We start from the raw sequence: 15134 nt of genomic DNA on the forward strand, positions 1-15134 counted from the left end.
ACGCTCTATTTGCAATGGCATTGTGTAATTAATTCTGTCTGACTACTTAGAAAGTTTAAAGTTTCATCATTAAGGAACCACAATGTCTGAATTGTTTAAAGGAGAATTTTCTCGTCGTCAGATTCTAACTACTGCTGGATTAGGAGCCATTTCAGCCGCCGCACTTGGTAGTATGGGCGAAGAAGTTGCTGCCCAACAACCGAATCAGCAAGCCACCCCACACGGAGGAACTTTGCCGCCTCAGATTCAGTTTCCGCCGATCTCGGAAAAGACTGAGGTCGATACAGGTGGGCCGCCGACTGCATTACCTCCAGAGCGACGCTTAGGATTTGCGATCGTTGGACTCGGCAGACTTTCATTAGAAGAAATTATGCCTGCATTTGCAGAATGTAAGCTAGCAAAGGTAACTGCATTAGTTAGTGGTGATGCTGCCAAAGCAAATCAAGTTGCCCAGCAGTATGGCATTAAACCGCAGAACATTTACAACTATCAGAATTACGACAATCTCCGCAACAATTCAGATGTTGATGTGATCTATATAGTCCTACCCAACAGTATGCACCGAGAATATACGGTGCGTGGTGCCAAAGCCGGGAAGCATATCTTGTGTGAAAAGCCAATGGCAACCACGGTTGAAGATTGTCAGCAGATGATCGATGCGTGCAAACAAGCTAATCGCAAGTTGATGATTGCTTATCGCTGCCAGTATGAGCCGCACCATCGCGCCATGATTGGGATGATTCGCAGCAAAGAATTAGGAACTGTGAAGGTGATTCAGGCAGATAATGGACAAAACCAAGGCGGAGACTTAAACCAGTGGCGATTAAAACGCGCTCTAGCCGGAGGTGGATCTTTACCAGATGTGGGAATCTACTGCTTGAATGCAACTCGCTATTTGACGGGAGAAGAACCGATCGCAATTAGCGCCCAAACTTTCAGCACTCTTGGCGATCCGCGTTTCAAAGAAGTGGAAGAAAGTGTTACCTTTCAATTGCGGTTTCCCAGTGGCGTGCTAGGAATTTGCTCTACTAGCTACGGTTTTCACGAAGGGCGGCGGTTTCGCGTCTTCGGTTCTGATGCTTGGGGACAACTCGATCCGGCATTCTCTTACCACGGTTTGCGGATGATGATTTCGCGGAAATCGCCAACCAATAGCATGGCAGAAAACATTAGTGAAGTGCGGATAGGTGAAAAAAACCAGTTTGCTTTAGAAATCGATCACATGGCAGATTGTGTGATTGGGAATAAGCAACCGCATACACCTGGGGAAGAAGGTTTGCAAGACCAAAGACTAATAGCCGTGATTTACGAAGCCGCACAAACAGGCAAAACGATCGCTCTACCTCGTGTGTCACCAAAATTGGATGTCACTCGTGGCCCCGCTCCGAGAATGCTTCAATAAAAAATGCAGAGGGATGGATAATGTAATTTATTTAAACGCAAAGTCACGCAAAGGAAAGCGCAAAGTCACGCAGAGTATTAAGAGAGGGAGTTCTCGGCGTGACTCTGTGTTTACCTCTGCGCCCCTTTGCGTTAAAAAAATATAATCAATCAAATGAACGAATTACAAGCAATCTTAGAAGGTTTTGAGTCCAGTAAAAAAAGTGGTGAAATTACTTTTCTTGCCACTGTCGTTAAAACTCAAGGTTCAACCTATCGCCGACCGGGTGCTAAAATGCTGATGACAAATACAGGTCGGATGATTGGCACAATCAGCGCTGGTTGTTTAGAAAACGACGTATTTGAATATACTCAACAACGAATGTCGGATGGAAAACCAATTGTTGTTACTTACGATCGCACCGCCTCGGAAGATATTCTTTGGGGCTTTGGTTTAGGGTGTGATGGGATAATGCAAGTTCTCATCGAACGGCTTGAGACAGAGAGCATACTCAATGCGATCGCTTTTACACAAGAGTGCTTTGATCAAAAACATTTGGGTATTATTGCTACAGTCTTTGCTTGTGAAGGCGGGATAGATGTCATTGGGTCGCGCTTACTGCTGTATCCAAACGGTAAAATTGTCACTGATATTAAAGATTCAAATTTAATTAAATTTTTGAGTGCAGATACACAAGCAGCCTTTACTAATCAAAAGTCAAGGGTAAGCAACTATCAGCTACCTTTAGGTAATGTAGAAGTTTTCATCGAAGTTATCCAACCACCGACACCTTTAGTAATATTTGGTGCAGGTTATGACGCTTTACCCGTAGCCCAGTTTGCTCAAGCATTGGGTTGGGACGTGACTGTAGTCGATTGTCGAGCTAATGAGGCAACTAGAGCGCGGTTTCCTCAACTTTGTAATGTGATTCTTAGCAATCGAGAGATTATAGATAAACAGGTTTTTATAAACGATCGCACTGTAGCTGTGGTGATGACGCATAATTATCTTGACGATCTAGAAATTTTAAAGATGATGCTTCCATCTCCTGCGCGCTACATTGGCATTTTAGGGCCAAAGCATCGGACAGAAAAATTACTTCAAGATTTATCAACTCAAGGAATAGCTTCTACTAGCGAACAATTGAATAGATTGTATAGTCCTGTTGGTATTGATATTGGCGCAGATACACCACAAGAAATAGCGATCGCCATCATTGCAGAAATTCAAGCAGTGCTGACAAACCGCAAGAGTAATTTTTTGAAAAATCTGAATCAACCAATTCATCAAACTTATCCAAGCAACTGCAATCTGTTATTAACGACATAGTATTATCGGAATCCAGTTTGATTTGGAGAAAATATACGTAGGATGTGTTAGCGACAGCGTAACGCATCGAAACTGTGATAATAGTGCGTTACGAACTCCGTTCTAACACAACGCCAGTTGCTACAACGGAGGGAACCTCCGCAACGCACTGGCTCCTCTACAATACTTAATTTTGTTCAAAAATCAAATAGTAATCCTATATCTGTTATGGTATCGACCACCGAGCAAATAGAAGCTGAAAAAGCAAGCATAGCTATTATTATTCTGGCGGCGGGCGCATCTACCCGTATGGGTACACCAAAACAACTGTTGCTTTATCAGGGACGGAGTTTTGTACATCATATTGCAGAAATTGCGATCGCTTCAGTTTGTAAACCTGTGGTAATAGTACTTGGAGCAAATGCAGAACAGATTTATCCCCAAGTTAAGCAGCTTCCCGTTGAAGTAGTTAAAAACCTGGATTGGGCTTGTGGAATGAGTACTTCCATCAAAAGGGGTCTTGAATTCTTAAATAATCTTCCGCAAAAAATCGAAGCAGTAGTGATTACACTTTGCGACCAGCCATTCGTTTCTACCCAAATTATCAATCATTTAGTTGATGCATATTATTCAAGCCAAAAACCAATCATTGCTTGCGAATATGCAGGAACATTAGGTGTACCGGCTCTATTCAACCAAAGATTTTTTTCAGAGCTTGCTGCTTTAAAAGAGACTTCAGGAGCAAAGAAAGTTATTAATAATAATCTCAATGAAGTATTTCCTCTTCAGTTTCCTTTAGGAAATATCGATATTGATACACCAAAAGATTACGAACAATTGCTATCAAATGCTTAAAATAAACTTGTACTTAATTAGAGGTTATTTTAAAAATGTTTTGTTGTGATTTTAGGCGCTTTTAGATTCCCCCTAACCCCCTTAAAAAGGCTACAGTGTATACACAAGTGTCTTGACCATACAATGGTATTGCATCGACTGACAATCGCATTGCATCAACTAACAATGGTATTGCATCGACTGACAATGGCATTGCATCGACTAACAATCGCATTGCATTGACTGACAATCGCATTGCATCAACTAACAATGGCATTGCATCGACTGACAATGCTATTTTTTTCATTCCCATGCTGTGTATGAGAATGAGGAAAGTCTCATCAAGCTAGGTTTTTAGGACTTGTGTGTACACCGTAGCTAAAAAAGGAGGAAGAATCAAAGTCCCCCAATTTATTGAGAAGGGGAAGGGGGAAAGGGGAAGGGGAAAAGGTAAAAACCTCGCCCGATGTTAAGCGAAATAATCCTTGTATCATGGGGAAGGTAAAAACCTCGACCGATGTTAAGCGACCTGTATTCATCCCTTTTCCCTTTTCCCTTTAACCTTTTCCCTCGCATTTATACGCTATGCCTAAAGATACACGCTTTTTAGCAGTAGTTTATGTGAGTCTCTATTGGGGAAAGTAGTTATCTTTGAATCAGGAATTATGCCACAATACTTTGGACAACTGCACACAGAAGAAGCGCCTTGGTCAATCCTGGGAGCAGTAGAAGCAATACAACAGAATGAGCGCCATATCCTCTTGCTGTGCGGCGGCCCCTGTCTAACAGTTAGTGTCTTAGCACCAAACTTAATTCGGGTACGGATGACACCAAGTGGTGAATTTCTCTCCAGGCGATCGTGGGCTGTAGCACTTGCGGATGAAGAATGGCCTGCTGTACCCTTTGAAGTTGAAGAAAAAGCAGAAACTATAGAAATTAAAACTGAGCAATTGTCTATTGTCGTGTCCCGCAATCCTTGTCGTATCCAGTTCTTTAACTCAGCAGGACAACCCTTTGCTCACGATACAGACTTAGGCATGGCGTGGCGCACTGGTACTGTCGCTGGGTGGAAACGAATTGAATCTGACGAACATTTCTATGGTTTTGGCGAACCGACTGGTTTATTAGATCAGCGATCAAAAGTCAAAACCAACTGGACATCAGATGCGATCGATTACGGCATCATGACAGACAGTATGTATCAGGCGATTCCCTTTTTCATCGCGTTGCGTCCTGGATTGGGATACGGGCTTTTTTTTAATACTACTTATTGGAGCCGATTCGATCTAGGCGCACAGCAACCTGGAGTCTGGCAGATGGAAACTCAGGGGAGTGAACTAGATTACTACATTATTTATGGGCCTGAACCTGCAAAAATTATCCAGACTTACACCCAGCTAACCGGACGGATGCCCTTACCACCTCGATGGTCATTAGGTTATCACCAATGTCGCTGGAGTTACGAGTCACAAGATATAGTCAGCAAACTAGCTAACGAATTTCGTCAGCGTCGCATTCCCTGTGATGTTATTCATTTAGATATTGATTATATGAATGGCTACAGGGTTTTTACCTGGAGTCCGAAGCGATTTGCTAACCCTAAAGAATTAATCCAAAATCTTAAGCAAGATGGCTTTAAAGTAGTAACTATTGTTGATCCGGGAGTCAAATACGAACCAGAAGCAGATTACAAAGTCTTCGACGACGGATTAAAAAACAATTATTTTGTGCGAAAAACTAATGGTCAGTTATTTCACGGCTATGTTTGGCCAGATAAAGCTGTTTTTCCTGATTACCTAAATCCTGAAGTTAGAGATTGGTGGGGAAATTGGCAAAACAGTCTAACTGATATTGGTGTTGCCGGTATCTGGAATGACATGAATGAACCCGCACTCGATGACCGTCCATTCGGCGACCCCGGTAACAAAATTTCCTTTCCTCTTGATACACCCCAAGGGCCAACTGACGAGAGAACCACCCACAAAGAAACTCACAATCTTTATGGGCTAATGATGGCAAAGGCATCTTATCAAGCAACTAAAATATCTCGTCCAACTGAACGTTCTTTTGTATTAACACGCTCTGGATATGCTGGTATTCAACGCTGGTCAGCTATATGGACAGGAGACAATCAATCTTTGTGGGAACACTTAGAAATGTCCATACCAATGCTGTGTAACCTGGGTTTATCGGGTGTTGCCTTTGTCGGAAGTGATATTGGGGGGTTTGCAGGGAACGCAACGGCGGAACTATATGCGCGTTGGATGCAGCTAGGAATGCTTTACCCCTTGATGCGTGGGCATTCAGCATTAACTACTGCACAGCATGAGCCTTGGGTATTTGGCGATCGCGTCGAAAAAATCTGCCGCGAGTATATTGAACTCCGTTATCAACTACTACCTTACATTTACACTCTTTTTTGGTTGGCTGCAACTACTGGCGCACCAATTCTTCGCCCACTTCTCTATCATTTCCCCAACGATCCCAAAACCTTTGCTCTGGCCGATCAAGTAATGCTAGGCCCCTCCTTACTAGCAGCACCAATTTACCGTCCAGGTGTTGAACATCGCGCCGTCTACTTGCCTGAAGGTTGTTGGTACGATTGGTGGACTGGGGAAGCATTTACAGGGCCAACTCACATTCTTGCATCCGCACCACTGGAGAAAATGCCATTATACGTTCGTGCTGGCTCAATTATTGCGATCGCCCCAATAATGCAATATGTAGATGAACATCCCATAAACCAAATGAAATTGCGAGTCTGGAAAGGCATTGGTGAGTTTACTCTTTATGAAGATGATGGTCATACTTTTGAGTACCAAACAGGAGCCTTTTGCACCACAACTTACCGCGTTTATTCTGAGGAGCAAACAACCATTGTTGAGATTGCAGCCAGAGAAGGCGAGTTTTCACCTGTAACCCGTGAAACCATTGTGGAATTAGTCGGCGTTGGTGAGCAGAGTTTTCTAGATGATGGTACTGCCCATCGGTTGGAATTTTCTACTTAGGCAGCATTTTTTTAAGCGATCGCACCTGCAAAATTGATAAAAAACTCTCATCAATGTACTATTGTCAATCAGTTAAAATACTTAAATAATTCTTATTGAGTAAGAATTATTTAAGTCATACCAATTTGAAAAAAGAATGCGAAAAATAGACCATTTGTAGAGACGCGATGAATCGCGTCTTTACTTCTTTGATAAAATCGGTAAGCGATAATAGCCTCTTTTTCACATCCGATAATCTTGGCTTTCTTCTACTTTTAACTGACTACAAAATTTACCAACTTTCCAGGCACAACAATTACCTTTTTAATCTCCTTGCCTTCGATATAACGCTGGGCAATTTCTGATTCACGGGCGTATTTCTCCAACTCTGCTTTATCTGCTTGTGCTGGTACTTGAATCGCACCGCGAGTTTTACCCATAACTTGAATCACCAAAGTAATTTCATCGGCTACCAAAGCCACAGGGTCAAATGATGGCCAAGTTTGAGTATGAACTGAATTACTTTCACCCAACAAATGCCACAATTCATCAGCAATGTGTGGCGCAAAAGGTGCGAGTAACATCACCAAAGTCCGAATACCTTCTGCGTAAATTGGTGAATTTTTCCCATCGGCATCAGTTAAAGCATTACTCAACTTCATCAATTCGGAAATAGCTGTGTTGAATTGATATTCGTCTTCCACATCTTCTGTCACCGCTTGAATCGCCGTATGAATAGCCCGCCGCAAATCCTTTTCTGCCTTAGTTAAATCAGCGAGTTGGGCTTGCTTACGGGATACTCCAGCAGCAATATAATCTGTCACCAAACGCCAAACCCGATTTAAAAAGCGGAATTGTCCTTCCACATCGGCTTCATCCCATTCCAGGTCTTTTTCTGGCGGCGCTTTGAATAAGATGAACATCCGCGCTGTATCTATACCGTATTTGGAAATTACATCTTCTGGCGCGACACCATTGCCCTTTGATTTAGACATGGTGGCGTAGAGACGTTGCAAAGGTTCGCCTGTCTGAGGGTCGCGGGGGTCAGCAGAATTGACCAGATTAGAAGGAATCCATTTATCTTTACCGCCTTTATTGGGATTTAGGTAAGTTAAACCCTGTACCATCCCTTGAGTTAACAGACGTTGGAAGGGTTCATCAAAGTTTAGTAATCCTCTATCCCGCAGAACCTTAGTAAAGAACCGCGAATACAACAAATGTAAAATCGCGTGTTCAATACCACCCACGTACTGATTCACTGGCATCCAGTCGTTAACTTTACTGGAATCGAAAACTTGTTGTTCATTCTTAGCATCAGGAAAGCGCAAGAAATACCACGAGGAATCTATAAAAGTGTCCATCGTGTCAGTTTCTCGCTTCGCCGGAGTGCCACAAGTTGGACAAGGCACATTTACCCAGCTTTCCAACTGAGTTAAAGGTGAACCACCACGTCCAGTAAATTCCACCTCTTCTGGCAACTGGACTGGCAAATCCTTGTCAGGTACTGGCACTATTCCGCAGTTGGGACAATGAATTACAGGTATCGGTGCGCCCCAGTAACGCTGCCGTGAAATTAACCAATCCCGCAAGCGATACTGCACCCGCACTTTACCAAAACCTTGTTGTTCGGCGTATTCAATTATCGCTTGTTTAGCATCTGCGGAAGCCATACCAGTAAAAGTCCCAGAATTAATTAAAATTCCTGGTTCAGTATATGCCTGCTTATAGTCAACTTTTATGAGTTGTGATTCACCAATTGCTGATGCTGGAGTTAAGTCAAAACCTACAACATCATCTGGGGAAGCGATGACAAAATTAACTGGCAAATCGTAATTTTTAGCAAACTTAAAATCCCGAACATCGTGTGCTGGTACACCCATCACTGCCCCAGTACCATACTCATACAGTACATAGTCAGCAATCCAAATCGGCACTTCTTCCCCTGTAAATGGGTTAATTGCCACCCCACCAGTAGGGATACCCCGCTTAGGTTTGTCTTCAGAAGTACGTTCCAACTCACTTTGATTGGAAACTTCTTTAATAAAAACTTCTACCTCTGCTTGTTGTTCTTTTGTAGTGACGCGCTTTGTTAAGGGATGTTCTGGTGCTAATACTAAGTAACTGACACCATAAACTGTATCTGGGCGCGTGGTATACACGGCAATTTTTTCATCTATCCCAACAATGGGAAATTCTAAATAAGCGCCTGTAGATTTACCAATCCAGTTTGCCTGCATCAATTTGACCCGTTCCGGCCAACCTGTCAACTTATCCAAGTCATTGAGTAATTCTTCGGCGTAGTCGGTAATCTTAAAAAACCACTGCCGCAACAATTTGCGCTCAACTATTGCCCCACTGCGCCAAGAACGTCCTTCATTATCAACTTGTTCATTTGCCAATACAGTTTGGTCAATAGGATCCCAGTTTACGGCTGCTTCTTTTTGGTAAGCTAACCCTGCTTGCAAAAACTGCAAGAAAATCCATTGTGTCCACTTGTAATAATCTGGTGAACAGGTAGCAAGTTCACATTCCCAGTCGATGGATAAACCAAGACGCTGCAATTGCTGCCGCATTTGGGCAATATTTTGATAAGTCCACTTTGCTGGCGGTACACCACGGTCAATGGCGGCATTTTCTGCTGGTAAGCCAAAGGCATCCCACCCCATTGGGTGTATTACCCGATACCCTTGCATTCGCTTGAGGCGGGCAATCACGTCGGTAATCGTATAATTACGGACGTGACCCATGTGTAGGCTGCCCGATGGATAAGGGAACATGGATAAAGCGTAAAATTTTGGCTTTTTGCTAACTGAAGGTGTCTTATCTAAGCCAAGTTCTACCCATGTTTTTTGCCATTTTTCCTCAATTGCTGCTGGGTTATATCGGGAATCCACCAAAAACTCTCCTAATGGGTCTGTCTGGGTTGACATAGCAGGTCAACCTCTTAGGTTAACCTATATTGTAGGTCAACTACTCACGGATTTATATAATTGAGCATCAGCCAAATTATGCCTGAACTGCTAGTGTTTCAGGTATGGTGATAATCATTTCAATAAAATGTATTAGATGGTTGAATCAAATAAAAAATTTTCTGATTTGGTGCAGGTTTTTGTCTACGGCACACTCAAACCTGGTGAAGCTAACTATAAAAAATATTGTGCTGGCAAGGTAATAGATGCCAAATTAGCTCTTGTACAAGGTAAATTGTTTGCTTTGCCAATGGGCTACCCAGCAATGACGCTAGGGGATAGCCAAGTTTACGGATATTTAGTTTCTTTTTCTAGCTCAAATATTTTAAATGAGCTAGATGTGCTGGAAAACTACCAGCCTACTAGACAAGCATCAGAAAACCTCTATAATCGTCAAATTATCGAGGTTTATGAACCACAGTCGCTTTCTTATAGTTGGGCTTGGGTTTATTTCATGACTCTAGAGCGAGTTGAGCAATTAGGAGGATTCCTCCAACCTGACGGTTGGTGGAGTGGCTGCGGTTTAACCGTGAATTGTTAATCCAATTAATTTATGTCCTGTTTAGAGTCGCGGCTTTGCGGCTGTACCGGATAGATTGGATTTTTTGGAGACGCTACTGCTGCTTTAGGAATTTCAATAACTGGGTTATTTAGTCCCACCATCAAAGGGGAAGGTGGAATTATAGACGCTGAGGACGTTTGAATCGGCTCTTTTTGTGGTCGTTGCGCCAGTTGCGGCACATAAAAACTACCAGGTATTAAGCTAGATACTGCACCGATGACGCAAGCAGCAACGGCTGCACCTCCCGCCATCCAGTTTAAACGGGAACGGCGGCGCAAACGTGTCAATACTTGCCCAACTGTTGCTTCTGTTGACTCCTGGGCTGTGGGCACTGGGAGAGTCCGCAAGCCTTGGCGCAGCTTTAACAATCGAGCATACAAGCATTGAACGGAGGCATCATTTGCCAGCCATTCTTCTACTTGCCTGCGTTCTATAGCGGTGACTTCACCATCAAGGTAAGCACTTAATAATTCGAAGCGATCGCGCTTCACCATATCCATAAGACCCGTTGATTCATTGGTATGCTTGGCCATTCCATCTGAAAAATCTTGAGGAAGTTGCAAAGAAGAACGGTCGTAAAACTGAGAATCAGTAGTCATCTTAACATTATTACCAATTCATATACGGGTAAAGTGGGCAGAAATTTCGGGAAAATTAGCCATTTTTCCTTCTCAGGATACAAGCGATCTACGTCTTTGGTGTAATTCTTAATCAATACTTAAATTCTGCCTAATGGCAGAGGCAAGATCCTGTAAATTATGAATCTAGATAATTCTGCAAGTGGGCTTGCAGTCTCGATCTAGCTCTGGCTATTCTTGACTTCACAGTTCCTAGAGAAACTCCAGTGATTTCAGCAATTTCTTCATAAGCCATACCTTCGATTTCTCTCAGGACAATGGTTGTACGAAAAACTTCTGGTAAATCCGCGATCGCTTCCCGCAATTGCTCGTAAAATTCTCTAGTTGTCAGTTCTTCTTCAGGGCCTGGGGTATCGCCGGCGATTTCCCAATCCATCTCGCCGTCCTCTAACGAGCGGGGAGCATCCAGTGATAAAGGACTAACTACCCGCTTGCGTTTCCGCAACTCATCGTAAAACAAGTTGGTGGCAATGCGGCTTAACCAGCCCCGAAATTTAGCAGGCTCTTGTAATCGGTTAATATTCCGATACACTCGAATCCAAACTTCTTGAGCTAAATCGGCCCTGTCAGACCAATCTGGAGCCAGGTGGTATAGAACTCTATCAACCTGACTTTGATAGCGGCGTAATAACTCTGAAAATGCAACACGATCTGGCCGCAGTCCCGCTTGACAGCGCAAAATTAAATCGTGGTTAGGGAGTTTGTCAACTTGCACTGATGCTTCTGGATACTTTGCATCAACCGTTGACCAGGATACAGTAATCGACTGACTCATAGATCGTACTGGCTCTAAATCATCCCTATCTATTAGACCTGCTAATGGAACAGAAGTTCCATACTAAGGTGACGGATTTATGACTGGAACACGGAAGCAGACAATTTTGGATACATTTGTAGCAATAAGGAGAACTACTTTTTCCTTATACTGCTGACATAGTTGCCCAAGACTCATCAACTAACAAAGGCGCAGCAATATGCACATTTAAGTACTTTTAGCAACTGGGTATATACGCTTGATAAAAATAATTAAATCTGGTTATTAAGGATGAAGATCAAAATTTTGTAATTCTAACTTCTTGATACCTTTAAAATTCAGGTAATAATTTTTGGGAGTTCGGTTGTTGCGGTTACTATAATGGTGATTTATTTTTTTGATTTTGTTACCAAAATAGTTGCTGATTGTTCTAGCTGTAACCCGTAAGTAGCACCAGTGTTATGTTGCTCTGGTACGCGAACTTGAAAAAACAAATTCAGAGAGAATGTAATTGTGACTGCTAGCAATAGTTTTTCAAACATGATTTTTCTCCCACCTACACCACTAATCATTGATTGCTACATTGCAAAAGTTCCGCTAGAAAGTCCAAGTATTGGCTTACAACCCCCAGAACTTTGGAGAAATGAGGTTGCTCACTTGGAGTTCTCTTGCTGGGACAATTTGCATAGTCTTAGTTTGCCCAGAGGTGTTGGCAGATTTATATCGGAAATGATAAGTATTGATAAATTTTTGATAATCGGATGATGAACCCATCCAAATACTCGGCTGGATATGTCAGGGATAAACAATAGGCGATGGCAATGGTAAGAAACGAATCTGTAGGGCGGATGGTAATGTTGCTCTGTTTTGGTACAGCATTTTTATCTTTAGCTGTCCATTGGCGGATTACTACGGCACAAGGACAATTTGAAAAGTCTGCATCTACTTCGATGCGGCGAAATTCCACCCTCATTAATCCGAAGGGAAGCCGCTCAGAGGAAGTCTACAAGAATCTGTCACAAGTGAGTTTAGGAGAAATTGCGCTGGGTGGATCTGTGCCACCTGGTGAAGTGGTACAAGGCTCAAATGTCCAGAGGGCGGTTACACCAAAGTCCTCTGCTATTAAGCCTCGAACTAAGTCAAAAATAATTAATAAGAATGTAGTAAAAGCAAAGACTCGGAAGGTTTCTACACTTAAATATTCTGCTATTAAGTCTGAAACTAAGTCGAAAATAATTAAGAAAAATGTAGTTAAAGCAAAGACTCAGAAGGCTTTTACACCAGAGTCTTCTACTATTAAACCTCAAACTCAGCCGAAAACAATTAGGAATAATGTAGCTCAAGCAACTGAACCACCAATTAATATGCAGTTGGTGGCGCAAGCAGAAAAACAAAATTCAGTTGCAGAGGGTTGGCCCAAAGGTCTATGGTCTCAGGCTTCAGCCCAACAAGTACCATCTAGTAGGGTAGCAGATGGCAAGACACAAGTAGTAGTTGATTTAAGCGATCGCCGCACTTATGTATACGCAGGAGATGAAGTGATAGCCAGCTACCCAATTGCTGTAGGTAAGAAAGGTTGGGAAACACCCACAGGTTCTTTCCAGGTGATCCACATGCGACACTATCCAATTTGGCGACACCCAATTACAGGTAAAGTATTTGAGGCTGGTACGGATAGCCCCTTGGGAGACAGATGGATTGGCTTTTGGTCAGACGGACGGAATGAAATTGGCTTTCATGGCACGCCAGATATTGACTTGGTAGGAACGGCTGTATCCCACGGCTGCTTAAGGATGCGTAATTCTGATGTCAGAATGCTTTATGAGCAAGTGAATATAGGGACAACAGTACTTGTACGTAATTAATCGATTAAGCCATTAGTCATTAGTCCTTTGTCCTTTATTTAAAAACAAATGACAAATGACCAATGACTTTTGAAATTATAATTTTTGCTCGAAATTAGGCGCGTATGTCTGGAGTAAAGCACTAACTTGACGTACAACCTCATTACCACTGTTTTTACCCAAGGCTTGCCGTTCTGGGAAGAAATTGGGTCGATCCAGGTAACGGTTAATCGCCTCACTTATCTGCTGAGAAATTAATTCTTGCAGTTGGGCGATCGCGGTTTGGCGCTGGAAGCTAGCACCCTCTTCTGTAGTAGCATACAAAGGTGGTAGGCGATTGAGAGCGTAAGCAGCAATATCACCGACATCTAGAGAACTTTCGCTGGTCGCTTCAATTTCTGCAACTCTGGCGATCGCTTCTGTCAGTACTAATTCTTCCATAACGTTAATGAATTGTTTGCGAGGTACCGCCACTACCTCACCAGTCAATAGCGCTCCCATCAGCCGATCCAACGCCATGTACTCTTCAATTGAGAGTTCCGAGGCGTTGTCACAGATTCTACCGACTTCTGCTTCCATTGCTGGTGTCAAATAACCATCCTGGAGAGCTTGTTCTACAATTTTTTCGATACTCATAACACTTATCATCATTTATGTTAGCCAAGCAAGGTAGGGACGGTATCAATCCAATTTATTTTGCCTAATTCTCAGCAAAAAAAACACAAATTATGCACAGACGCGATCTATTCCGCCTCTACTAGTTAACGACCTTAGTTCGCCAAGGTGTTGGATCAACAGATTGTCCGTTGACATACAGACCCCAGTGCAAATGTGGCCCCGTGGCAGCACCTGTTGAACCAACTGCGCCAATTACTTGACCAGCTTTCACAAAATCACCCTCTTTGACGTTGATACGACTCAGGTGCATGAAAATACTGGTTACTCCTTGGCCGTGGTCAATGCCAACTACGTTACCGTGTATCCGAAACCCTTGGGATACCCTACCTACCAAAGCAACTCGCCCAGAGGCTGGGGCAATTACCGGAGAACCAGCAGCACCAGCGTAGTCAAGACCACGATGATAGTAGTCCTTAGCAAATGTACCATTATAGTAGCGACGTACACCATAGTTTGTACTCATCCGCCCTACATTTGGTTTCAGAAATACTCCATTCCAATACTTTTGTGGTGTTTGTAGTGCCTTGAAAGCTGCTACACGCTTAAGTTCGTATTCTGTGGCATCCACTCCGGCTTTGCCAGGTGGCAAAGTGATGCGTTGTACGGGGAACTTGCGATTAAGTACATTCACTGCCAAGTTTCGCACTTGACCATCCCCTGCTACCCGAAGTGTTCTAGTTCCAGGTTTTTCTAAGGGAGTTGTGGGAACTAAAGCCCGATACTGATTGGGGGCAATTTCAAATGCAGGGTATGTATTATTACCACTAGCTACTGTTGGATTTTTAGCATTTTCTGGATTATCTAGATTAATCTCCACTGAGAGAGTATCCCCTAATTTCGGATTAGTTGGAGTCAACTTTACTTGTAAAGCATCTACAGGCAATGCCAAGGTGATAGGGAGAACAGCAAATATTCCCTTTAATGCATTGATTAGACAGTGATTGACTGTAAAACTTTTGACATCAAAACCGAGCAACTTCTTGTTTGAACTACTAGCGCTATTCTCAATAATCATAGAGCTACAAAAATTCCTTGCTTGTATTGGAAAATAGACTAGCTTATTTCTACTTGTGTTTCTTGTTTTCAGTAGATGTTGTTGAAACCCATAAATTTTGGGAACCTCTACAGAAACTTATAGACAGCAGAGGTACAGGAGTGGGAGATAAGGCAGAATGATTT

General features: G+C 42.8%; 13 protein-coding genes. 6 read left to right on the plus strand and 7 right to left on the minus strand.

What is annotated here, in order from left to right; genetic code table 11:
• The first annotated feature begins 82 nt into the window (after positions 1–82).
• The 3 genes from RMZ41_RS06300 (at position 83) to RMZ41_RS06310 (ending at position 3544) form a co-directional block, all read left to right on the plus strand.
• On the plus strand, positions 83–1402 hold the full coding sequence (locus tag RMZ41_RS06300) for a Gfo/Idh/MocA family oxidoreductase (RefSeq protein ID WP_322640317.1): 1320 nt from the start codon (positions 83–85) through the stop codon (positions 1400–1402).
• 153 nt (positions 1403–1555) lie between these two features.
• Positions 1556–2710: an XdhC family protein gene (locus RMZ41_RS06305; protein ID WP_322640316.1), complete on the plus strand. Its 1155-nt coding sequence runs from the start codon at positions 1556–1558 to the stop codon at positions 2708–2710.
• Between the two features lie 207 nt (positions 2711–2917).
• Positions 2918–3544 carry a nucleotidyltransferase family protein gene (locus tag RMZ41_RS06310; protein WP_322640315.1) on the plus strand — a complete coding sequence of 209 codons (627 nt, stop codon included), beginning with the start codon at positions 2918–2920 and terminating at the stop codon, positions 3542–3544.
• A gap of 61 nt (positions 3545–3605) precedes the next feature.
• On the opposite strand, the gene RMZ41_RS06315 is transcribed toward RMZ41_RS06310, so the two are convergent.
• Positions 3606–3830: a hypothetical protein gene (locus tag RMZ41_RS06315; RefSeq protein ID WP_322640314.1), complete on the minus strand. Its 225-nt coding sequence runs from the start codon at positions 3828–3830 to the stop codon at positions 3606–3608.
• 358 nt (positions 3831–4188) lie between these two features.
• On the opposite strand from RMZ41_RS06315, the gene RMZ41_RS06320 reads away from it, so the two are divergent.
• Entirely contained in the window at positions 4189–6531 is a 2343-nt protein-coding gene (locus RMZ41_RS06320; protein WP_322640313.1) for a glycoside hydrolase family 31 protein, read from the plus strand.
• 254 nt (positions 6532–6785) lie between these two features.
• Here RMZ41_RS06320 and leuS read toward each other — a convergent pair whose 3' ends face one another.
• Positions 6786–9404, minus strand: a complete 2619-nt coding sequence (gene leuS / locus RMZ41_RS06325; protein ID WP_322640331.1) for a leucine--tRNA ligase — start codon at positions 9402–9404, stop codon at positions 6786–6788.
• A 172-nt stretch (positions 9405–9576) separates the two neighbouring features.
• Here leuS and RMZ41_RS06330 point away from each other — a divergent pair, with 172 nt between their 5' ends.
• A complete protein-coding gene (locus RMZ41_RS06330; protein ID WP_322640312.1) occupies positions 9577–10020 on the plus strand; it encodes a gamma-glutamylcyclotransferase in 444 nt (147 codons plus the stop codon).
• A 5-nt stretch (positions 10021–10025) separates the two neighbouring features.
• On the opposite strand, the gene RMZ41_RS06335 is transcribed toward RMZ41_RS06330, so the two are convergent.
• From RMZ41_RS06335 to RMZ41_RS06345, 3 genes are all read right to left on the minus strand, one after another.
• Positions 10026–10640: an anti-sigma factor family protein gene (locus RMZ41_RS06335; RefSeq protein ID WP_322640311.1), complete on the minus strand. Its 615-nt coding sequence runs from the start codon at positions 10638–10640 to the stop codon at positions 10026–10028.
• A 157-nt stretch (positions 10641–10797) separates the two neighbouring features.
• Positions 10798–11454, minus strand: coding sequence for a sigma-70 family RNA polymerase sigma factor (locus RMZ41_RS06340; RefSeq protein ID WP_114082966.1), 657 nt, complete (start codon positions 11452–11454; stop codon positions 10798–10800).
• A 368-nt stretch (positions 11455–11822) separates the two neighbouring features.
• Positions 11823–11975, minus strand: a complete 153-nt coding sequence (locus tag RMZ41_RS06345; RefSeq protein ID WP_322640310.1) for a hypothetical protein — start codon at positions 11973–11975, stop codon at positions 11823–11825.
• A 690-nt stretch (positions 11976–12665) separates the two neighbouring features.
• On the opposite strand from RMZ41_RS06345, the gene RMZ41_RS06350 reads away from it, so the two are divergent.
• Entirely contained in the window at positions 12666–13298 is a 633-nt protein-coding gene (locus RMZ41_RS06350) for a L,D-transpeptidase (RefSeq protein ID WP_322640330.1), read from the plus strand.
• Between the two features lie 75 nt (positions 13299–13373).
• Here RMZ41_RS06350 and RMZ41_RS06355 read toward each other — a convergent pair whose 3' ends face one another.
• Entirely contained in the window at positions 13374–13913 is a 540-nt protein-coding gene (locus RMZ41_RS06355; protein ID WP_322640309.1) for a late competence development ComFB family protein, read from the minus strand.
• 121 nt (positions 13914–14034) lie between these two features.
• Entirely contained in the window at positions 14035–14970 is a 936-nt protein-coding gene (locus tag RMZ41_RS06360) for a M23 family metallopeptidase (RefSeq protein ID WP_322640308.1), read from the minus strand.
• Between the last annotated feature and the right edge of the window lie 164 nt (positions 14971–15134).

It is taken from the genome of Nostoc sp. DedVER02, from assembly GCF_034530675.2.
GTDB lineage: Bacteria > Cyanobacteriota > Cyanobacteriia > Cyanobacteriales > Nostocaceae > Nostoc.

Excerpts from the sequence above, each read along its gene's own strand:
- RMZ41_RS06310 (WP_322640315.1), top strand. The coding sequence starts at position 2,918 with ATGGTATCGACCACCGAGCAAATAGAAGCTGAAAAAGCAAGCATAGCT.
- RMZ41_RS06300 (WP_322640317.1), top strand. The coding sequence starts at position 83 with ATGTCTGAATTGTTTAAAGGAGAATTTTCTCGTCGTCAGATTCTAACT.
- RMZ41_RS06330 (WP_322640312.1), top strand. The coding sequence starts at position 9,577 with ATGGTTGAATCAAATAAAAAATTTTCTGATTTGGTGCAGGTTTTTGTC.
- RMZ41_RS06320 (WP_322640313.1), top strand. The coding sequence starts at position 4,189 with ATGCCACAATACTTTGGACAACTGCACACAGAAGAAGCGCCTTGGTCA.
- RMZ41_RS06355 (WP_322640309.1), bottom strand. The coding sequence starts at position 13,913 with ATGAGTATCGAAAAAATTGTAGAACAAGCTCTCCAGGATGGTTATTTG.
- RMZ41_RS06335 (WP_322640311.1), bottom strand. The coding sequence starts at position 10,640 with ATGACTACTGATTCTCAGTTTTACGACCGTTCTTCTTTGCAACTTCCT.
- RMZ41_RS06305 (WP_322640316.1), top strand. The coding sequence starts at position 1,556 with ATGAACGAATTACAAGCAATCTTAGAAGGTTTTGAGTCCAGTAAAAAA.
- RMZ41_RS06340 (WP_114082966.1), bottom strand. The coding sequence starts at position 11,454 with ATGAGTCAGTCGATTACTGTATCCTGGTCAACGGTTGATGCAAAGTAT.
- RMZ41_RS06315 (WP_322640314.1), bottom strand. The coding sequence starts at position 3,830 with ATGAAAAAAATAGCATTGTCAGTCGATGCAATGCCATTGTTAGTTGAT.
- RMZ41_RS06360 (WP_322640308.1), bottom strand. The coding sequence starts at position 14,970 with ATGATTATTGAGAATAGCGCTAGTAGTTCAAACAAGAAGTTGCTCGGT.
- RMZ41_RS06345 (WP_322640310.1), bottom strand. The coding sequence starts at position 11,975 with ATGTTTGAAAAACTATTGCTAGCAGTCACAATTACATTCTCTCTGAAT.